Annotated in this window: 15 protein-coding genes and 1 pseudogene; 13 read left to right on the plus strand and 3 right to left on the minus strand. The window is 62.3% G+C overall.

The window, feature by feature from the left end:
• From K0F86_RS27535 to K0F86_RS13275, 7 genes and pseudogenes are all read left to right on the plus strand, one after another.
• A pseudogene (locus K0F86_RS27535) lies at positions 1-483 on the plus strand (DUF2804 domain-containing protein); the annotation flags it as partial.
• A gap of 102 nt (positions 484-585) precedes the next feature.
• Positions 586-3,252 (plus strand): bifunctional acetate--CoA ligase family protein/GNAT family N-acetyltransferase, encoded by a 2,667-nt coding sequence (locus tag K0F86_RS13250; protein ID WP_257572147.1) that lies wholly within the window; start codon positions 586-588, stop codon positions 3,250-3,252.
• 116 nt (positions 3,253-3,368) lie between these two features.
• The gene (locus tag K0F86_RS13255; RefSeq protein WP_219134809.1) at positions 3,369-4,022 is read left to right on the plus strand and encodes a hypothetical protein; all 654 of its coding nucleotides are present in this window, start codon (positions 3,369-3,371) and stop codon (positions 4,020-4,022) included.
• A gap of 192 nt (positions 4,023-4,214) precedes the next feature.
• Complete coding sequence (locus tag K0F86_RS13260) at positions 4,215-6,800, plus strand: DUF349 domain-containing protein (protein WP_219134810.1); 2,586 nt, start codon at positions 4,215-4,217, stop codon at positions 6,798-6,800.
• Positions 6,797-7,270, plus strand: coding sequence for a molybdopterin synthase catalytic subunit MoaE (gene moaE / locus K0F86_RS13265; protein WP_116743876.1), 474 nt, complete (start codon positions 6,797-6,799; stop codon positions 7,268-7,270). The genes K0F86_RS13260 and moaE overlap by 4 nt, the downstream gene beginning before the upstream one ends.
• Before the next feature lie 121 nt (positions 7,271-7,391).
• Positions 7,392-9,998: an ATP-dependent chaperone ClpB gene (gene clpB / locus K0F86_RS13270; RefSeq protein ID WP_219134811.1), complete on the plus strand. Its 2,607-nt coding sequence runs from the start codon at positions 7,392-7,394 to the stop codon at positions 9,996-9,998.
• A 270-nt stretch (positions 9,999-10,268) separates the two neighbouring features.
• Positions 10,269-11,324, plus strand: coding sequence for a polyamine ABC transporter substrate-binding protein (locus K0F86_RS13275; RefSeq protein WP_257572148.1), 1,056 nt, complete (start codon positions 10,269-10,271; stop codon positions 11,322-11,324).
• A gap of 70 nt (positions 11,325-11,394) precedes the next feature.
• Here the strand turns inward: K0F86_RS13275 and K0F86_RS27540 are convergent, their stop codons facing one another.
• From K0F86_RS27540 to ppk1, 3 genes are all read right to left on the minus strand, one after another.
• On the minus strand, positions 11,395-11,523 hold the full coding sequence (locus K0F86_RS27540) for a hypothetical protein (RefSeq protein WP_257224845.1): 129 nt from the start codon (positions 11,521-11,523) through the stop codon (positions 11,395-11,397).
• Positions 11,524-11,821: 298 nt separating this feature from the next.
• The gene (gene sixA / locus K0F86_RS13285; RefSeq protein ID WP_219134813.1) at positions 11,822-12,280 is read right to left on the minus strand and encodes a phosphohistidine phosphatase SixA; all 459 of its coding nucleotides are present in this window, start codon (positions 12,278-12,280) and stop codon (positions 11,822-11,824) included.
• A gap of 25 nt (positions 12,281-12,305) precedes the next feature.
• Positions 12,306-14,399: a polyphosphate kinase 1 gene (gene ppk1 / locus K0F86_RS13290; RefSeq protein ID WP_219134814.1), complete on the minus strand. Its 2,094-nt coding sequence runs from the start codon at positions 14,397-14,399 to the stop codon at positions 12,306-12,308.
• A 271-nt stretch (positions 14,400-14,670) separates the two neighbouring features.
• On the opposite strand from ppk1, the gene pstS reads away from it, so the two are divergent.
• The 6 genes from pstS to K0F86_RS13320 all read left to right on the plus strand — a co-directional run bounded on the left by pstS (position 14,671) and on the right by K0F86_RS13320 (position 20,069).
• Positions 14,671-15,720 carry a phosphate ABC transporter substrate-binding protein PstS gene (gene pstS, locus K0F86_RS13295; RefSeq protein WP_219134815.1) on the plus strand — a complete coding sequence of 350 codons (1,050 nt, stop codon included), beginning with the start codon at positions 14,671-14,673 and terminating at the stop codon, positions 15,718-15,720.
• A 209-nt stretch (positions 15,721-15,929) separates the two neighbouring features.
• Positions 15,930-16,901 carry a phosphate ABC transporter permease subunit PstC gene (gene pstC / locus K0F86_RS13300; protein ID WP_232730888.1) on the plus strand — a complete coding sequence of 324 codons (972 nt, stop codon included), beginning with the start codon at positions 15,930-15,932 and terminating at the stop codon, positions 16,899-16,901.
• A complete protein-coding gene (gene pstA / locus K0F86_RS13305) occupies positions 16,898-17,794 on the plus strand; it encodes a phosphate ABC transporter permease PstA (RefSeq protein ID WP_100876426.1) in 897 nt (298 codons plus the stop codon). The genes pstC and pstA overlap by 4 nt, the downstream gene beginning before the upstream one ends.
• 38 nt (positions 17,795-17,832) lie before the next feature.
• Positions 17,833-18,615 carry a phosphate ABC transporter ATP-binding protein PstB gene (gene pstB, locus K0F86_RS13310; RefSeq protein WP_373629715.1) on the plus strand — a complete coding sequence of 261 codons (783 nt, stop codon included), beginning with the start codon at positions 17,833-17,835 and terminating at the stop codon, positions 18,613-18,615.
• A 48-nt stretch (positions 18,616-18,663) separates the two neighbouring features.
• Positions 18,664-19,374 (plus strand): phosphate signaling complex protein PhoU, encoded by a 711-nt coding sequence (phoU, locus tag K0F86_RS13315; protein WP_071078202.1) that lies wholly within the window; start codon positions 18,664-18,666, stop codon positions 19,372-19,374.
• Positions 19,375-19,379: 5 nt separating this feature from the next.
• A complete protein-coding gene (locus tag K0F86_RS13320) occupies positions 19,380-20,069 on the plus strand; it encodes a response regulator (RefSeq protein ID WP_034755074.1) in 690 nt (229 codons plus the stop codon).
• Positions 20,070-20,078: the final 9 nt, after the last annotated feature.

Consider the following 20,078-nt stretch of genomic DNA (forward strand, 5'->3'; position numbering starts at 1 on the left):
CAAAAGTCGGGCGGCCTGCCCTTGTGGGGCAGCGTGCGCTGCGGTGCCATGGGCTACAGCCTCGATGACGGCGTGGCCAGCTTCGACTATTCGAACGGCTTGCTGGCGCGCGAGACGGAATGGCGCTGGGCCTCGGCGCACAGCCTGGACCTGGGTTTCAATCTGCAGGCCGGCTATTTCGGCGCGCATGAAAACGCGCTGTGGCTCGATGGCCAGCTGTATGCGCTGGGCCGCGCGCATTTCGACTTCAATCCCGACAACCCGCTGGCGCCATGGCACGTGTGGACGGACGACGATCTGCTGGACCTGCATTTCAAGCCGGAAGGGGCGCGGCGCGAAGATAAAAACCTGTGGCTCGCCGCCAGCCGCTACATCCAGCCCATCGGCACTTTCAGCGGCTGGGTGCGCACCAGCGCGCAATCTCCCAAGCGCATCGTGGCGCAGCTGGCGGGCGTGACGGAAAGCCACCGCTCGCGCTGGTAGGCGCGCGCGGTTTTTTTGCGAAACGCGCCACAAGGTCAAGTTTTTTTGGCAGCGCATCCTATACACTGGCGCAGCCATTCCGGCAATCCATGAGGCCAGAACATGAGTATCCGTAATCTCGACAAGTTGTTCAAGCCGGCCTCGGTGGCCCTGATCGGCGCCACGGCGCGCGACCACAAGCTGGGCGCCATCGCCCTGGCCAACCTGCTGGGGGGAGGCTATCAAGGAGACATTTGGCCCGTCAATCCCAAGTACGACGAGCTGATGGGCCTGAAATGCTACCGCAAGCTGTCCCAGTTGCCCAAGGCGCCGGACCTGGCCATCATCTGCACGCCGCCCGCCACCATCACGGCGCTGATCCGCGACCTGGGCGCGCTGGGCACGCGTGCGGCCATCGTCATGACGTCGGGCCTCGATCCCGTGCGCGAGCAGTCGCTGCGCCTGGCCATGTTGAAGGCGGCCAAGCCGCATCTGCTGCGCATCCTCGGCCCCAACAGCATGGGGCTGCTGGTGCCGAAACTGGGCTTGAACGCCAGCTTCGCCCACCTGGGCGCGACCAGCGGCAAGATCGCCTTCGTGTCGCAATCGGGCGCGCTGGTGTCGGGCGTGCTCGATTGGGCCAACGCGCATGGCGTGGGCTTTTCCAAGTTCATTTCGCTCGGAGGCAGCTACGACATCGATTTCGGCGACCTGCTCGATTATCTGGCCGGCGACATCGACACGGCCGCCATCCTGCTGTACATGGAAGACATCCAGGCGGCGCGCAAATTCATGTCGGCGGCCCGCGCGGCCGCGCGCAGCAAGCCCGTCATCGTCCTGAAGGCGGGACGCGAGGCGGAAGGCGCCGCCGTGGCGGCCTGGCACACGGGCGCGCTGGCCGGTTCCGACGCCGTGTACGACGCGGCCATCCGCCGCGCCGGCATGCTGCGCGTGTATTCGGCCGAAGAACTGTTCGACGCGGTGGAAACGCTCACGCATATCCGTTCGCAGCGCGGCGAGCGCCTGGCGATTTTGTGCAACGGCGGCGGCCTGGGCGTGATGGCCACCGATGCGCTGGTGGGCAGCGGCGGCAAGCTGGCCGAGCTGTCGCCCGATACCGTGATCGCGCTGGAAAAGGCGCTGCCACGGGGCTGGTCGCACGACAACCCCGTCGGCTTGCCCGGCGACGCGCCCGTGCAGCGCTATGTCGACGCCATCAAGCCGCTGCTCGACGAGCCGCAGGCGGACGCCTTGCTGCTGCTGCACGCGCCCACGGCCATGGTCTCGTCGATCGACATCGCCGAAGCCGTCACGCCGCTGATCAAGGCCACCTCGCGCACGGTGCTGTCGTGCCTGCTTGGCGGCACCACCGTGGCGCCCGCGCGCCAGGTCTTCAACCGCGCCGGGATTCCCACCTACGATACGCCGGAAAAGGCCGTGCATGGCTTCATGCAGATCGTGCAGTACCGGCGGAACCAGGAAACCCTGATGCAGGTGCCGGCGCAGCTGCCCATGTCGGCCACGCCGCGCCGCGCGCGCGTGCGCGAAATCGTCGCCGCCGCGCTGGCGGCCGGCCAGACGGTGCTGGGCGAGTGCCGCTCGAAGGAAATCCTGGCCGCCTACGGCATCCCGGTGGCGATGACGCGCATGGCGGCCGACGTGGAAGAGGCGCTGGCCGTGGCGGCGGACATCGGCTACCCGGTGGCGCTGAAAATCCATTCGCCCGACATCGCCCACAAATCCGACGTGGGCGGCGTGGCGCTCGACCTCGACACGCCCGACATCCTGCGCGCGGCCGCTGCCGCCATGCTCAAGCGCGTGCGCCGCATGCGCCCCGACGCGCTGATCGACGGCTTTACGGTGCAGCAGATGGCGCGCCGGCCGCAATCGCATGAATTGATCGTCGGCGTCACCACGGACGCCGCCTTCGGCCCCGTCATCCTGGTGGGGCAGGGCGGCATCGCCGTCGAAGTGACGGCCGACCACTCGATCGGCCTGCCGCCGCTGAACATGGTGCTGGCGCGCGACATGCTGGCGCGCACGCGCGTGTCGAAACTGCTGGCCGGCTACCGCAACCAGCCGCCGGCCGACATCGACGCCATCTGCTACACGCTGATCCAGGTGGCCGAACTGGTGGCCGATATCGGCGAGCTGGCCGAGCTCGACATCAACCCGCTGGTGGCCGACGCCGACGGCGTGATCGCCCTCGACGCGCGCATCCGTTTGCAACCGGGCCAGAAGAGCGACCGCCTGGCCATCCGCCCGTATCCGCAAGAGCTGGAAGAGCGCGTGACGTGGATGGGGCAATCCATTTTGCTGCGCCCCATCCGCCCCGAGGACGCGCCGCAGCATATGGACCTGTTCCACGCGCTGGACCCGGACGACGTGCGCCTGCGCTTCTTTACCTCGATGCGCGAGCTGCCCGTGTCGCAGCTGGCGCGCCTGACGCAGATCGATTACGACCGCGCCATGGCCTTCATCGCCACGCACACAGGCCCGGACGGCAAGCCGGAAACCCTGGGCGTGGTGCGCGCCGTGGCCGACCCGGACAATATTCACGCCGATTTCGCCATCGCCGTGCGCTCGGCCCTGAAAGCCAAGGGCCTGGGCCATATCCTGTTTGAAAAGCTGGTCGACTACTTCCGCAGCCGCGGCACGGAAGCGCTGGTGGGCGAGGCGATGGCGCGCAACAAGGGCATGCAGCGGCTGGTGAAAAGTTTTGGCGGCGCAGTCACGCCATCGGAAGAGCCGGGCGTGGTCAACCTGTATATCGGCTTGCGCGCGCCGTAAAAGAAAGCGCGGGGGGCTTGCCGCGGGTTTGTGCAGGATCAAACCGCCCCCTGTCGGTAGTCTTTACACTTTCACTTCCAGGATCAGACATCCAGCGCATTTTCGGGAGTGAGTGCATGCTTACGGCAACATATATATTGGTTTCCCTGTCGGTAGAACAGGCAAGTATCCGCATGAGTTTGTTGGCGTTTCAAAAATACATGCAGGTGCAACTGCGCCAGCAGAGCAGGCTGAGCCTGGCGCAACTGCAGTACACGGGCGACTGGCTGAGCCGGCTGTACCAGGGCGGCTACTGGCGCAAGGTGGAGATGTATCTGGTGCCCGCCATCCGCCAGGCCGCGCCCCATGCGGACGGCTTGCTGGATGAAATCAATGGCTTGAACCACGTGGCGCTGGAAAGCATCAATGTGGTGCAGCAGCGCGCGGGCGCCGCCTTCGACCATTCCGAATTGCAGGCCGGGCAGCTGTGCGCGGCCATCGACGCCTTTTGCGCGGCCTTGCTGCAGCGCCTGGAAAAAGAAGAGCGCGAACTGTTCGCGCTGGCCCGCAAGGTCATCGTGGGCGAAGCGTGGTTTGCCATCGCCTACCAGTTCCTCGCCCACGATGCGCGCGCGCAGGAAGCGCGCCGTGGCAAGGCGCAAGTGCTGCCCTTTGTTTTGCCCGTGCCTTTGCCGGCGCCGCTGCCGGCAACCGGCGGCGCTGAAACGGCAGCCGATGGCGCCGCGTCCGCGTTGCCGGTGGCGGCACAGCCGCTGCGTGCGCAGGCTTGAACGGGTAGCGAGCGCACACCCCGACAAGCGGAGTCTGCTGTAGGCACTTTGGGTATGGTCGCTGGCGAGCTATCATAGGAAAAAATAGAGGAAAAAGATTCGCTTTATTCATTTGATAACTTGTTCAGTCCTGTCCGATGCAATACCCCGGGCTTTGTTATGATGGTGGTTTTGATCCACGCGAAACCCGTCATGTTCGAATTTCTCTTCAAGCGTTCTGCCAGCAAGACTGCCGTCCCCGATCCTGTCGTGGCAGAACAGGCCGCCGCCTCGGCGCAGAGCGCATCGCGCCGCGCCGAACAGGTTGCGCGTGCCCATGCCGTGGCGGGCGACGAAGCCGCCGCCTGTGAATTCATTGTGTCCAGCGAATTTGCCGATGCCCGCTTGATCGCGGCCGAACACGTCCATGCCTTGCCCCTGCTGGAAAAAGTCCACCACGCCATGCGCAATACGGACCGCCGCGTTGCCAAGCTGATGCAGGGGCGCATCGACCTGATCCGCCATCAGGCGGCCGAGACGCAACGCGCCCAGGCCAGCATCGACACGGCCCAGCGCCTGTTGAACGATGACAAGCTGAGCCCGAACCAGGTAGCCGAGCTGGACCGCCAATGGCAAGTCATCAAGGCCACGCCCGAACTGGAGACCGCCTTTGCCGCCGCGCGCGCCGCGCTGGCAGCCCGCCTGGAAGCGCAGGTGGTGTTGCAGCGCGCCGTGATCGACGCCGTGGGTGCCATGCGCGCGCTGGCCAGCAATGGCCAGTCCGCCGCGGAACTGGCGCAGGCGCTGGCCCGCCTGGATGTGGAACACGCGCAGCATGCGCGCTCGCCGGAGCGCGGTTCGCTGCCGAAACACCTGGAAAGCGATTTCATCCAGGCGCGCGAACAGGCGCAGTCCGCCTTGCAAGCGCTGCAGCAGCACCAGGCCTTGTTCGACGCGCGCCAGGCCGCGCTGGCCGAATGGCAGGCGCAGGACGCCGCCACCCTCGACGTGGATAGCCTGAAACGCGCGTGGCAAGCCCTGCCGCGCCTGCCTGAATCGAGTTTGTCCGACAGCCTGCAGCAGCAATTTGCGGCCGTGCTGGCCAGCGCGCCGGCGCCCGTGCAGTCGGCGGCGCCAGAGGCCGCAGCGGCCCATGCCGAGCCGATACCGGTACTGCGCAAGCCGCGCCAGGAGCACGCGCCCGTCTCGAAAGAAGCGACGGAGCAGTTCTTCAAGGTGCTCGACGCCATGGAGGCGGCCTTGCAGGATGGGCTGTTGCACGTCGCTTCCGAGCACGACAAGACCTTGCGCGATAGCAAGCACGGCCGTTTGACGCCGGCGCAAGCGGACCGCCTGGCCCACGTGCGCGGGCAATTCAAGCAACTGGCCGACTGGGCGCGCTGGGGCGGCAACGTGTCGCGCGAGGAGCTGGTCAAGGCGGGCGAGGAATTGCCGGCGCAAGAACTTCCAATGGCCGAGCTGGCCAAGAAAGTGGGCAGCCTGCGCGAGCGCTGGAAGTCGCTCGATACCTTGTCCGGCCCCGCACCGAAGTCCCTGTGGGAACGTTTCGACGCCGCTTGCAGCCTGGCGTACGCGCCGGCGGCCCAGCATTTCAAGCAACTGGCCGAAGAGCGCCACGGCAATGCGGCCAAGGCCCAGGAACTGATCGCGGAAACGGTAGCTCTGGCGGCCGAAGAGAGTACCGACTGGAAACACGTCGCCTCCGCCTCGCAGCGTTTGCGCCAGGCGTGGACGCGCCTGGGCACCATCGACCGCAAGGAAAAGAAACGCCTCGATGCGGAGTTCGGCGCCGCGCTGGACGCCCTGTCGAAGCCGCTCGATACGCAGCGCCAGATCGAGACGGCGCGCCGCGAACAATTGATCGTCGAAGTGGGCTTGCTCAAACCATCGGAGCGCAACACGGTCGACATGCTGAAAGCCTTGCAGGACAAATGGCAGGAACTGGCGAAAGCCCTGCCGCTGGAGCGCCGCGCGGAACAGGCGCTGTGGCAGCGCTTCCGCGCCGCCTGCGATGATATCTTCTCCAGGCGCAAGGAAACGGCCCACGCGGCCGACCACGAGCGCCGCGAACACCTGCATGCGCGCGAAGCGCTGTGCGCCAGCCTGGAAACGGCCGTCGTGCCCGAGGGCGACGACAAGGCCCGCACGGCCTTCATCCACCACTTGCTGCGCGACACGCGCGCCGCCTGGAACGCCACCGGTCCCGTGCCGCGCGCCAGCGAAGCGAAGATCGAGCAGCGCTACCAGGCGGCTGTGGCTGGCGTGCAAGCGCAAGCGGACGCCATCGCCGAGCGCGCCGGTGCGGCCCAGGCCAACGCCCTGCGCGACAAGCTGCGCCTGGTGCAATCGCTGGAAGCCGCACTGGCGGACGGCGACGCCAGCGCCGATGCGGCCAGCTGGTCCGAACGCTGGAGCGCCTTGCCAGCGCTGGACACGCAATATGAACGCAGCCTGCAGCAGCGCTTTGCCGCCGCCCAGGCGGCACTGGGCGAGGGCAACGCCGCCTACGTGCAGCAATTGCAGGCCAACCAGGAGCGCTTGCGCGCTGAAGTGTTGCGCCTGGAAATCGTCGCCGGCGTCGACAGCGGCGCCGAATTTGCCCGCGACCGCCTGAAAATGCAGGTGGAAGTGCTGCAATCGTCGCTGAAATCGGGCCAGAAGCCGCTCACGCAAGTGTCGCAGCTGATGCAACTGTGCGCGATCGCCGCCGCCACCGATGCGCGGACGGCCAGCCGTATCGAAACCCTGCTGCGCCGTATCGGAGGCCATGCCAAATGAGCACTTCCGTCCGCGTCCAGCAAGCCGATTTTGACTTGAGTCAAGAAATTGCACAATTGCGTGCAGGCAACCCTAAAGTGGGCGCCGTCGTCGGCTTTGTCGGTACGGTGCGCGACATGAACGAAGGGCTGGACGTGGCCGCCATGGAACTCGAGCACTATCCGGGCATGACGGAAAAGTCCATCGAAGCCATCGTCGAGCAGGCGCGGGGCCGCTGGCCCCTGTCCGGCGCGCTGGTGATCCACCGCGTGGGGCCATTGCTGCCGCAGGAGCAGATCGTGCTGGTGGCCGTCTCGTCGGCCCACCGGGGCGAGGCCTTCGCCGCCTGCGAATTCATCATCGACTACCTGAAGACGGAAGCGCCGTTCTGGAAGAAGGAAGACACGCCGGAAGGCGCGCGCTGGGTCGATGCGCGCGACAGCGACGAGACGGCGCTGGACAAATGGACGGCAAAAGCACCCGCCATTTGAGGCGTATCAGCCGCGCACGCTTGCATTTGCAAGAATGCATCAGTTTTCTGCTTTGTGTATGCTTGAAAAGTACTGCCTCACCCCAATTTGGTTAACAACTAATTAACCGGGAGCGCTTTTCATGCGACAAGACAAACTCACTACCAAATTACAGGAAGCCCTGGCCGATGCGCAAAGCTTGGCCGTGGGTAACGATAACCCTTATATCGAACCAGTCCACCTGCTGACGGCCCTGTTGAACCAGGACGACGGCGGCGCCCGTTCGCTGTTGCAGCGGGCCGGCGTCAACGTGGGCGGCCTGTCCAAGGCCCTGGGCGCCTCGATCGAACGCTTGCCGAAGGTATCGGGCACGGGCGGCGACGTGCAGGTCAGCCGCGAATTCGTGGCCTTGCTGAACCTGGCCGACAAGGAATCGCAAAAGGCGGGCGACCAGTTCGTGTCCAGCGAAATGGTCTTGCTGGCGATGACGGACGACAAGTCCGACTGCGGCAAGCTGGCGCGCGAAAACGGCCTGACCCGCAAGGCCCTGGAAGCGGCCATCGACGCCGTGCGCGGCGGTAACAAGGTCGACTCGCAAGAGGCCGAAGGCCAGCGCGAAGCCTTGAAAAAATACACCTTGGACCTGACGGAGCGGGCACGCAAGGGCAAGCTCGACCCTGTCATCGGCCGCGACGATGAAATCCGCCGCACCATCCAGATCCTGCAACGCCGCAGCAAGAACAATCCCGTGCTGATCGGTGAACCGGGCGTGGGCAAGACGGCCATCGTCGAAGGCCTGGCGCAGCGCATCGTCAATGGCGAAGTGCCCGAGTCGCTGAAAGGCAAGCGCGTGCTGGCGCTGGACATGGCCGCCCTGGTTGCCGGTGCCAAGTTCCGCGGCGAGTTCGAAGAGCGCCTGAAGTCCGTGCTCAAGGAACTGGCCATGGATGAAGGGCAAACCATCGTCTTCATCGACGAGATGCACACCATGGTGGGCGCGGGCAAGGCCGACGGCGCGATGGATGCCGGCAATATGCTGAAACCGGCGCTGGCGCGCGGCGAGCTGCACTGCGTGGGCGCCACCACCCTCGACGAGTACCGCAAGTACATCGAGAAGGATGCCGCGCTGGAACGCCGTTTCCAGAAAGTGCTCGTCGACGAGCCGACCGTGGAGGCGACCATCGCCATCCTGCGCGGCTTGCAGGATAAGTACGCGCTGCACCACAAGGTGGAAATCACGGACGCGGCCATCATCGCCGCCGCCGAGCTGTCGCACCGCTACATCACGGACCGCTTCCTGCCCGACAAGGCGATCGACCTGATCGATGAAGCGGCGGCGAAGATCAAGATCGAAATCGATTCCAAGCCGGAAGTGATGGACAAGCTGGAACGCCGCTTGATCCAGCTGAAGATCGAACGCGAAGCCGTCAAGAAGGAAAAGGACGAGGCATCGTTACGCCGTCTGGGCCTGATCGAGGAAGAAATCGTCAAGCTGCAGCGCGAGTACAACGACTTCGAGGAAATCCTGAAGGCGGAAAAAGCCGTGGTGCAAGGCAGCACGCACATCAAGGAAGAGATCGAGCAAGTCAAGCTGCAGATGGAGCAGGCGACGCGCGAAAGCAACTGGCAGAAAGTGTCGGAATTGCAATACGGCAAGCTGCCGCAGCTGGAAGCCCAGCTCAAGCAGGCTGACAGCGGCATCCCGAAACGCGATCCCGACCAGCCGAAACTGCTGCGCACGGAAGTGGGCGCCGAGGAAATCGCCGAAGTGGTGTCGCGCGCGACGGGCATCCCCGTGTCGCGCATGATGCAGGGCGAGCGCGACAAGCTGTTGCATATCGAAGAGAAGCTGCATGAGCGTGTCGTGGGCCAGGATGAAGCGATCACGGCCGTGGCGGACGCCATCCGCCGCTCGCGCGCCGGCTTGAGCGACCCGAACCGTCCATATGGTTCCTTCATGTTCCTGGGACCGACGGGCGTCGGTAAAACCGAGCTGAGCAAGGCGCTGGCGACCTTCCTGTTCGATACGGAAGAATCGATGATCCGCATCGACATGAGCGAGTTCATGGAGAAGCATTCCGTGGCCCGTCTGATCGGCGCGCCGCCCGGCTATGTCGGTTACGACGAGGGCGGTTACCTGACGGAAGCCGTGCGCCGCAAGCCGTACAGCGTGATTTTGCTCGACGAAGTCGAGAAGGCCCACCCTGACGTCTTCAACGTGCTGCTGCAAGTGCTCGACGACGGACGCATGACGGACGGCCAGGGCCGCACGGTGGACTTCAAGAATACCGTCATCATCATGACCTCGAACCTGGGTTCGCATAAAATCCAGGCGATGGAAAGCGATGATCCCGGTGTCGTGAAGCTGGCCGTGATGGCCGAGGTACGCTCGCACTTCCGTCCCGAATTCGTCAACCGCATCGACGAAATCGTCGTGTTCCACGGCCTCGATGAGAAAAACATCGGCGCGATCGCGAAGATCCAGCTGAAGATTCTCGAAGAACGCCTGGCGCGCATGGACATGCAGCTGAGCTTGACGGACGCGGCACTGCAGCAAATCGCCGAAGCGGGCTACGACCCGGTGTATGGCGCCCGTCCTTTGAAACGGGCGATCCAGCAGCAGATCGAAAATCCGCTGTCGAAGCTGATCCTGGAAGGCAAGTTCGGCCCGAAAGACGAGATCCGCATCGATGCCCAGAACGGCAACCTGGTGTTTACTGGGGCGCAAGTGGGGCTGGACAAGGTGTAATTTTTACCCCAGCGGCGAAAGGCTGGGGTCGGACCCTCAGGGGGCATGCGCCACAATGCGGCGCATGCCGATTCCGGAGGAACCGACCCCGGTGTTTGCGGTGGGGGTTGATTTAGCAGTAATAAGCAAGGGCGTGATCGGGCTAGACCTGATCGCGCCCTTCTTGCTATCATCGTCACTATTTTCTGACTAATTTTCGGAGGCGGTACGATGGCAAACACATGGCAAGCAGGGCGGCGCATTGGAGTGGGATTGACCTTGGCGGCGGCCATGTTGGCATTGCCTGCCCACGCTCAGGAAGAGAAGGTCCTGAACATCTATAACTGGTCGGACTATATCGGCGACGATACGATCAAGAATTTTGAGAAGGAAACGGGCATCAAGGTACGCTACGACGTTTTCGACAATAACGAAATCCTCAATGCGAAACTGGTGGCGGGCAAGTCCGGCTACGATATCGTGGTGCCGACGGCCCAGTGGGCGCGCCTGCAGATCGATGCGGGCTTGCTGCGCAAACTCGACAAGAGCAAGCTGACGAACCTGGGCAACCTGGACCCGAACTTGCAAGCCAAGCTGTCGAAGATCGACCCGAACAACGATTACCTGGTCGACTGGCTATGGGGCTACACGACGGTGGGCATCAACGTCAACAAGGTCAAGGCCGCGTTGGGCGGCATGCCCATGCCCGACAATGCCTGGGACCTGGTGTTCGACCCGAAATACGCGTCCAAGCTGAAAGCGTGCGGCGTATCCTTCCTCGACTCGCCGTCGGAAGTGCTGCCGGCCGCCCTGCAATACCTGGGCAAGCCCGCGTACTCGAAAACGGCCGCCGACTACCAGGACGCGGGCAAGGTGCTGCAGGCGATCCGCCCCTACGTGACCCTGTTCAGTTCATCAGGCTACATCAATGACATGGCCAACGGTTCCGTTTGCGTCGCATTGGGCTGGTCGGGCGACATCAATATCGCGCGCCAGCGCGCCATCGAGGCGAAGAATGGCAATGTGATCCAGGTGCTGGTGCCGAAGACGGCCGCGCTGATGTTCGATACCATGGCCATCCCCGCCGACGCGCCGCACCCGAACAATGCGCACCTGTTCATCAACTATATTTTGCGTCCACAAGTGCATGCCAGCCTGAGCAACAAGGTGTTCTACGCGAATCCGAATCCGGCCAGCATCAAGTATGTACGCAAGGATATCGGCGAGAACAAGGCCATCTTCCTGTCGGATGCCGACAAGCAGCGCATGGCGGCGCCAGAGGCGACCACGGCCGATATCCGCCGCTTGATGACGCGCATTTATACGAAGTTCAAGACGGGAGTGTAAAAACAAGGATGGCGCGAGGGACGGGCCTGTAGGCCGTCACTGGCGCCATGCGATAGTGCCGAGGTGAACACTACTCGTGGTAGCGGTCCATCAGCTTGTGGTGACTGCCGCGCATTTCTTCGATCAGTTCAAAGGCGACGAAGCCGATGATGGCGGCGAAGATGGCGATGAAGAGAAAAACGAGGAAGGTGATTAACATGGTCTTTCGGCCGCCGTTGGACGGCCGTCCGCTGGGTTGCTCAATGTGCCGGAGCAAGGCTCTTGCACGTAGTTGATGCAATTAAACTCTAGCAGATCGGCAGCGCTTTACAAGGCTGCTGAGTTGTAATTCCTGCCAGTATTTGTCCCAGCGCACTTTTTGCGCATTTTCTGCTTCAGTCCCCTTATTTCACCACCAGATCATGCGCCATCACGGCCTTCAAATAGACGCTGATCGGGTCGCCCAGTTCTCGCTGCGAGAACCTGTCCATCCTTGCGCTGGCCTTGCGCATTTCCCCTTATTTCACCACCAGATCATGCGCCATCACGGCCTTCAAATAGACGCTGATCGGGTCGCCTAATTCTCGCTGCGAGAACCACCACGCGCTGGCCTTGCGCATTTCCCATTCCTGCTCCTCGCCCGTCAGCAGCAGGGCGGCCGCCTGGCCCAGGGTGGGCTGGTGACCGACGATGAGCACGCTTTCCTTGCCGCCGGGCCAGTTGGCCGCCTTGAGGATGTCTTCCGCCTCGGCGCCCGGCGCCAGTTCCGGCATCAGCTTGAACTTGCGCCCCAGCGCTTCCGCCGTTTGCAGGGTGCGCAGGGCGGGGCTGACGAGGATGCGGCAATTTTCCGGTAGTTGCGAGGCCAGCCATTCGCCCATGCGGCGCGCCTGCTTCTGACCTTTGATGGTCAGGGCGCGTTCGAGGTCGGGCAGGCCCGGCTCGGCTTCTGCGTGTCGCCACAAGATGAGATCCATGCTGTGCTCCTGTGTGTAGAGTTGCCTATTCGCCGACCTCCGCGCCCGGCGTGCCCAGTGTGTGCATCAAATACTGCTGGGCGCTGAATGGCGTTTGCTTGCCGCGCGGCTTGCGGCGCGCGTAGTGGCCCGTCGGCTCCAGTTCCCATGCATTCGTATTATCCTTCAAATACGGATTCAAGCCCTCGGCGATCACGCGCCGTTTCAGCGCCCGGTCCAGCACGGGAAAGGCCACTTCCACCCTGCGGAACAGGTTGCGGCTCATCCAGTCGGCACTGGCCAGGTAGACATCGTGCGCCAGGTCGTTGCGGAAATAGTAAATGCGGCTGTGTTCAAGGAAACGGCCGATCACGGAACGCACCTTGATGTTTTCCGACAGGCCAGGCACGCCCGGCTTCAGGGTGCAGGCGCCGCGCACGATCAGGTCGATCTTCACGCCATCGGTCGAGGCCGCATACAGGGCGCGGATCACGGATTCATCGACCAGCGCATTGACTTTCACGATGATGCGCCCGCGCCGGCCGGCGCGGGCGATCTTCGCCTCGTTGCGGATGGCCTTGATGATCTCGCTTTGCAGGCCGAACGGCGCCAGCCACAAATGGTTCAGGTTGTGCGGCTTGGTCAGGCTGGTCAGGTGGATGAAGACTTCGTTCACTTCCACGGCCAGGTCCTGGTTCGCCGTCAGTAAACCAAAATCCGTGTACAGCTTGGTGGTGGTAGGGTGGTAGTTGCCGGTGCCCAGGTGGGCGTAGAAGCGCAGCGCGCCGTCCTCGCGGCGGATGACGAGCGCCACCTTGGCATGGGTTTTCAGTCCCACCACGCCGTAGACGACTTGCGCGCCCGCCTGTTCCAGCTTGTCGGCCCAGTTGATATTGGCTTCTTCGTCGAAACGCGCCATCAATTCCACGATGACGGTCACTTCCTTGCCCATCTTCGCGGCCGTGATCAAGGATTCCATCAGGTCCGAGTTCATGCCCGTGCGGTAGATCGTCTGCTTGATGGCGACGACGGACGGGTCGTAGGCGGCGCTGCGGATGAAGTCGATTACCGTCTGGAACGACTGATAGGGGTGGTGCAGCAGGATGTCGTGCTTGTTCAGCGCGGCGAAGATGTCGTTGCCGATGGCTTTATGCGCGAGGCCCGGGAAGAAGGGCGGGAAGCGCAGCTCGGGCTGCTTGACGTGGTCGATCATTTCCGACAGCCGCACGAGGTTCACGGGGCCGTTGACGCGGTAGAGGCGGCTTTGATCCAGGTTGAACTGGTCGAGCAGGAACTGCGACAGTTCTGGCGGACAATTGCGCGCCACTTCCAGCCGCACGGAGGTGCCGAACTGGCGCCCCACGAGTTCGCCTTTTAACGCCTGGCGCAGGTTCTTGACTTCGTCCTCATCGACCCACAGGTCGCTGTCGCGCGTGACGCGGAATTGTGAATAGGCGATCACTTCGCGCCCGGCGAACAGGTCCGAAATGTGCGCATGGATGACGGAGGACAATAAACAGAAGGACACGCCGTCGCCGGAAATGTCGTCCGGCAGCTTGATGACGCGTGGCAAGACACGGGGCGCCTTGACGATGGCGATCGCCGTGCCGCGTCCGAACGCATCCTTGCCGCTCAGCGAAACGATGAAGTTGAGACTTTTATTCACCACTTGCGGGAACGGGTGCGCCGGGTCCAGGCCGATCGGTGTCAGCAGGGGGCGCACTTCGCGGTCGAAATACTGCTTGACCCATGCGCGCTGCGCCTCGTTGCGGTCGCTGTCGCGCAGCAGATGCACGCCCGCTTCGCGCAGGGCCGGCAAGACTTCGCTATTTAATATCTCGTACTGGCGTTCCACCAGCGCATGGCATTCCTTGCCGATGCGCTCCAGGTTGGCCGCCAGGGCAGGGTGGCCCGCCAGTGTGCCGCCGATGCTGCCGGCCGCCAGCAGGCTGGCCACGCGCACCTCGAAGAACTCATCCATGTTACTGCTGACGATGCACAGGTAGCGCAGGCGCTCGAGCAGCGGAATGTTCGGGTCTTCCGCCTGGGCCATCACGCGCCGGTTGAAAGTCAGTTGCGACAGTTCGCGGTCAAGCAGGATGCCCGATTTGGTCACTTCCATGTGCAGTTCAGGTTTCATATTCTTTTGTCTTTGCAGATAGTTAATTCTAGCCGTATTTCATCATGTATGACGCGCTGTGAGTGTAATCATGAAATATGACGTAAGCGTGACATAAGCTGTCATAAAGCGTCGCCCGTCCTGTCATTTTTCACGTCGAAAAGGGCAATTCTCGGGGCGTAGCCAATTATTTCAGGATTTTTTACCCATGTCATAAAGCTGTCATATTCGCTTGCTAGACTGCGCAGCATTCAACCGGGACTTTGAGCCCTAACAACCCTGAGGACTTGATATGCAAATGAAGCAAATGTTCAAATTTATCGTCGTGGGTGCTTCGGCAGCGATGGCATTTTCTTCCGCTTCCGTCATGGCGGCAGATATGACAGGTGCTGGTGCTACCTTCCCGTACCCGATCTACGCCAAATGGGCCGAGACTTACAAAGCCAACACCGGCAACGGCCTGAACTACCAGTCCGTCGGTTCCGGCGCCGGCATCAAGCAAATCAAGGCCAAGACTGTTGAATTCGGCGCCTCGGACATGCCTTTGAAGGCGGAAGAGCTGGAAGAAGCGGGCCTGATGCAGTTCCCGGCCATCATGGGCGGCGTGGTCACCATCGTCAACCTGGACGGCGTAACCCCAGGCCAGCTGAAAATGACGGGTAAAGTCGTTGGCGACATCTACCTGGGCAAGATCACCAAGTGGAGCGCGCCTGAGATCGCCGCACTGAACAGTGGCGTCAAGCTGCCGGATACGGAAATCACCGTGGTGCACCGCGCCGACGGTTCGGGCACGTCCTTCCTGTTCACCGACTTCCTGTCGAAAACCAACCCGGAATTCAAATCGAAAATCGGCGCCGGCTCGGCTGTGAAGTGGGCCGTGGGCGTGGGCGGCAAAGGTAACGAAGGCGTCGCCGCCAACGTGCAGCGTATCAAGGGTTCGATCGGCTACGTCGAGTGGGCTTACGCCAAGAAAAACAAGATGTCGCACACCCAGCTGCAAAACAAGGACGGCCACTTCCTGCAGCCTGACGACGAAAACTTCAAGGCAGCAGCCGCTTCGGCACCTTGGACGCAGACCCCGGGCTTCGGCGTGGTCCTGACCGACCAGGCTGGCAAGAACAGCTGGCCTATCACGGGCGTGTCGTTCATCCTGATGCATAAAGTCCAGGCTGACGCAGCCAAGGCTAAAGAAGTCCTGAAATTCTTCGACTGGGCCTACAAGAACGGCGGCCCTGCTGCCGTCGAACTGGACTACGTGCCGATGCCGGCATCGGTCGTGAAACTGGTGCAGGAATCGTGGAAAGCCAACCTGAAAGATGCATCGGGCAAAGCAATTTACTAATCCGATAGTCTGCATACTGAAGTACCTATCCTTGTCCCTCCGCCAGCAGCACGGCGGGGCAGGGAGTTAGCCAGGACCGCCCGCAAGCCCTTGCAGGCGTTCCCGGCTAAAAGAGCAAAATAAAAATAGCAGTACCTGCAGTACCACCCACATGGCACATTATGAGCGCACAATCTACCTCCTCCACGATCCCCATGCCAGGCGGCACCATGACCGATTCCATCAGTCACGCGCAAATGCTTTCCACCATGCGCAAGCAGCGCATCCAGGATTTTTTGTTCCACAAGGTGACGATGCTGTTCGCCCTGTCAGTGCTGATCGTCCTGGTGGGCATCATCATTTCGCTGATCATGGAATCGATACCGGCCTTCAAGACCTTCGGCCTGCACTTCATCGTGTCCGCGGAATGGGACCCCGTCAATGACCAGTACGGCGCCCTGATCCCCATCATCGGTACCCTGGTGACGTCGGTGATTGCCCTGCTGATCGCCTTTCCCGTCAGCTTCGGCATCGCCCTGTTCCTCACGGAAATCTGCCCGGCCTGGCTGCGCCGCCCGCTGGGCACGGCTGTCGAGCTGCTGGCTGGCGTGCCATCGATCATCTACGGCATCTGGGGCCTGTTCGTGTTTGCGCCCCTGTTTGCCGACCACGTCCAGCCTATCCTGAAAGCCACGCTGGGCAACGTGCCTGTCATCGGCCAGCTGTTCAGCGGCCCCATGATGGGCATCGGCTTGCTGACGGCCGGCCTGGTGCTGGCCATCATGATCATCCCCTTCATCGCTTCCGTGATGCGCGACGTATTCGAGATCGTCCCTGCCGTGCTGAAAGAATCCGCATACGGCCTGGGCTGCACGCGCTGGGAAGTGGTGCGCAAGATCGTCTTGCCATACACCAAGACCGGCGTCGTCGGCGGCGTCATGCTGGGCCTGGGCCGCGCGCTGGGCGAAACCATGGCCGTGACCTTCGTCATCGGTAATGCCAACAAGCTGTCGTGGTCGCTGTTTGCCGCCGGTAACAGCATCACCTCGCTGCTGGCGAACGAATTCGGCGAAGCGCAATCCGAGCTGCACGTCGCGTCGCTGTTCTCGCTGGCGCTGATCCTGTTTGTCATCACCTTTATCGTCTTATCCGCCGCCAAGCTGATGCTGGCAGGCATGTCCCGCAAGGAAGGCACGAAATGAGCCAACTCAGCCAAGTTAGCACCCACGACGTTCCGGCCAAGCCGGCCATGAATCCCGTCTACCGCAAGCGCCTGCTGATGCACCGCATCGGCATCGCCCTGTCGGTGGCGGCCATGGCCCTGGGCCTGGCCGTGCTGGTGTGGATTTTGTTCACGCTGGTGATCAAGGGTTTCGGCGCGCTGTCGATCGACCTGTTCACGCAAACCACGCCGGCCCCCGGCAGCGAAGGCGGCGGCCTGATCAATGCCATCGTCGGCAGCGCCCTGATGGTGGGCCTGGCGACTGTCGTCAGCACCCCGATCGGCATCCTGGCCGGCATCTACCTGGCCGAATACGGCGAAGAAAACAAGTTTGCGCAAGTGACGCGCTTTGTGACGGACATCATGCTGTCGGCGCCATCGATCGTCATCGGCCTGTTTGTGTATGCGCTGTACGTGGCGCACGTGAAACACTTCTCCGGTTACGCGGGCGCCATCGCGCTGTCGCTGATCGCCGTGCCGGTGGTGGTGCGCACGACGGACAATATGCTGCGTTTGGTGCCGAACAGCCTGCTCGAAGCCGCGTTTGCCCTCGGCGCGCCGCGCTGGAAGGTCGCCACCCTGGTGCGTCTGCGCGCTGTGAAAGCCGGCGTCATCACCGGTGTGCTGCTGGCATTGGCCCGCATCGCCGGCGAAACGGCGCCGCTGCTGTTCACGGCCCTGAATAACCAGTTCCAAAGCTTCAACATGAATGCGCCGATGGCCAACTTGCCGTCCGTCATCGCATCGTTCGCGATGAGCCCGTACGACAACTGGCGCTCGCTGGCCTGGGGCGGCGCATTGCTGATCACCTTCAGCGTGCTGGCCTTGAATATCCTGTCGCGCACCGTGTTCAGCCAAAAAGTCCCTAATTAAACAGATACCGAGCGAAGCGAACCCATATGAATACGCAAATGAATCCAGCCCAAGACCTGGCACCAAAGAAAAAAACCATCGAGATTTCGGGCCTGAACTTTTTTTACGGCAAAACGCAAAGCTTGCATAACGTCAACCTGGACATCCACGAAAAGAAGGTCACGGCTTTCATCGGCCCGTCCGGTTGCGGCAAGTCGACCCTGCTGCGCACCCTGAACCGCATGTACGACCTGTATCCGGGCCAGCGCGCGGAAGGTTCGATCCTGTACCGCGGCCGCAACGTGCTCGACGCGGACCAGGACGTCAACATGCTGCGCGCCAAGGTCGGCATGGTGTTCCAGAAGCCGACGCCGTTCCCCATGTCCGTGTATGACAACATCGCCTTCGGCGTGCGCCTGTATGAAGACTTGTCGAAAGGCGAGATGGACGAGCGCGTCGAGTGGGCCCTGAAAAAGGCGGCGCTGTGGGGCGAAGTCAAGGATAAGCTGAACAAGAGCGGCCTGTCGCTGTCGGGCGGCCAGCAGCAGCGTTTGTGCATCGCGCGCGGCGTGGCCGTGAAGCCGGACGTCTTGCTGCTCGATGAGCCGACCTCGGCGCTGGACCCGATCTCGACCTCGAAGGTAGAAGAGCTGATCAGCGAACTGAAACAGGATTACACGATCGCCATCGTGACGCACAATATGCAGCAGGCGGCGCGCTGCTCCGACTACACTGCCTATATGTACTTGGGCGAACTGGTGGAATTCGGCGAAACGGACCAGATCTTCATGAATCCGGCCCGCAAGGAAACGCAGGATTACATCACGGGTCGCTTCGGCTGATCCACCCAGAATAACGACATACAAGACAACTGAATACGGAGAGACAGCATGTTAGGCGAACATTCATCCAAGCAATACGACAACGAACTCGAAGCGATCCGCTCGAAAGTTCTGCTGATGGGCGGCATCGTTGAAACCCAGTTCCTCGACGCGATGACGTGCTTTCGCATCGGCAACCCGGAACGCGCCGACCGCGTGATGCGCGAAGACGACGTCGTCAACCAGCTGGAAGTGTCGCTCGACGACGCGTGCAGCCATCTGATCGTGCGCCGCCAGCCGGCCGCCAACGATTTGCGCACCATCATGGCCACCATCAAGGTGATTACCGACCTCGAGCGCGTAGGCGACGAGGCGACCAAAATCGCCCGCGTGGCGAAGAATCTGCACAAGCGGGGCAACGGCGTCGTCAACCATTACGAGATGGTGCGCGGCATTGCCAACACGGCCACCGACATGCTGCACGATGCGCTCGATGCGTTCGCGCGCAACGATGGCAAGCAGGCCTTACAATTAATTGCACAAGACGCCATCATCGACCATGAGTTTCGGTCTATCATGCGCAACTTGATCACCTTTATGATGGAAGACCCGCGCACGATTTCGGCGGCGCTCGATACCCTGTGGGTGGCCAAGGCCATCGAACGGATCGGCGACCATGCGAAAAACATCGCCGAATACGTGATTTACGTGGTTGAAGGCAAGGACATCCGCCACACCAAGGTGGCGGCTCCCGCCATTTCCGAGGAGCTCCCTGAGTAAGCTTTATGGCATCTGATAAAACCACGGTATTGATTGTTGAAGATGAGCCAGCCATCGTCGAGCTGGTGACGTATTCGCTGCGCGAATCGGGCTGGAATTGCTGTTCCGTACAAAACGTTGCCGATGCCTGGGAATTCATCCAGCACCGCACGCCGCACCTGATCCTGCTGGACTGGATGCTGCCGGACCAGACGGGCTTGCGCCTGCTGTCGCGCATCCGCGCCGACCGCAATTTCGCCGCCATCCCCGTCATCATGCTCACCGCCAAGAGCATGGAAGAAGACAAACTGGCCGGCCTGAACAGCGGGGCCGACGATTACGTCACCAAGCCGTTCTCGCCGCGCGAGCTGCTGGCGCGCGCCAAAGCGCTGTTGCGACGCAAGAGTCCGGAACACGCGCAGGCGCCCATGCGCGCCGGCAACGTGGCCCTGGACCCCGTCAGCTGCACCGTGATGATGGATGAACAGAAGATCGATATCGGCCACGCCGAATACAAGCTGCTGAAATTCCTGCTGGCCCATCCGGAGCGCGTGTTTTCGCGCAGCCAGTTGCTCGACAAGGTGTGGGGCGACCATGTGGTGATCGAGGAACGCACGGTCGATGTCCACGTATTGCGCTTGCGCAAAGCCTTGAAAGAGGCGGAAAGCCTGATCAAGACCGTGCGCAGCGTCGGCTACATGTTGTCTGAAAAATAAAGCCTGTCT

The organism is Janthinobacterium sp. UMAB-60, from assembly GCF_900095235.1.
Classification (GTDB): Bacteria; Pseudomonadota; Gammaproteobacteria; order Burkholderiales; family Burkholderiaceae_D; genus Janthinobacterium.

Excerpts from the sequence above, each read along its gene's own strand:
- K0F86_RS13250 (WP_257572147.1), top strand. The coding sequence starts at position 586 with ATGAGTATCCGTAATCTCGACAAGTTGTTCAAGCCGGCCTCGGTGGCC.
- K0F86_RS13255 (WP_219134809.1), top strand. The coding sequence starts at position 3,369 with ATGCTTACGGCAACATATATATTGGTTTCCCTGTCGGTAGAACAGGCA.
- K0F86_RS13260 (WP_219134810.1), top strand. The coding sequence starts at position 4,215 with ATGTTCGAATTTCTCTTCAAGCGTTCTGCCAGCAAGACTGCCGTCCCC.
- moaE (WP_116743876.1), top strand. The coding sequence starts at position 6,797 with ATGAGCACTTCCGTCCGCGTCCAGCAAGCCGATTTTGACTTGAGTCAA.
- clpB (WP_219134811.1), top strand. The coding sequence starts at position 7,392 with ATGCGACAAGACAAACTCACTACCAAATTACAGGAAGCCCTGGCCGAT.
- K0F86_RS13275 (WP_257572148.1), top strand. The coding sequence starts at position 10,269 with ATGTTGGCATTGCCTGCCCACGCTCAGGAAGAGAAGGTCCTGAACATC.
- K0F86_RS27540 (WP_257224845.1), bottom strand. The coding sequence starts at position 11,523 with ATGTTAATCACCTTCCTCGTTTTTCTCTTCATCGCCATCTTCGCCGCC.
- sixA (WP_219134813.1), bottom strand. The coding sequence starts at position 12,280 with ATGGATCTCATCTTGTGGCGACACGCAGAAGCCGAGCCGGGCCTGCCC.
- ppk1 (WP_219134814.1), bottom strand. The coding sequence starts at position 14,399 with ATGAAACCTGAACTGCACATGGAAGTGACCAAATCGGGCATCCTGCTT.
- pstS (WP_219134815.1), top strand. The coding sequence starts at position 14,671 with ATGCAAATGAAGCAAATGTTCAAATTTATCGTCGTGGGTGCTTCGGCA.
- pstC (WP_232730888.1), top strand. The coding sequence starts at position 15,930 with ATGACCGATTCCATCAGTCACGCGCAAATGCTTTCCACCATGCGCAAG.
- pstA (WP_100876426.1), top strand. The coding sequence starts at position 16,898 with ATGAGCCAACTCAGCCAAGTTAGCACCCACGACGTTCCGGCCAAGCCG.
- pstB (WP_373629715.1), top strand. The coding sequence starts at position 17,833 with ATGAATCCAGCCCAAGACCTGGCACCAAAGAAAAAAACCATCGAGATT.
- phoU (WP_071078202.1), top strand. The coding sequence starts at position 18,664 with ATGTTAGGCGAACATTCATCCAAGCAATACGACAACGAACTCGAAGCG.
- K0F86_RS13320 (WP_034755074.1), top strand. The coding sequence starts at position 19,380 with ATGGCATCTGATAAAACCACGGTATTGATTGTTGAAGATGAGCCAGCC.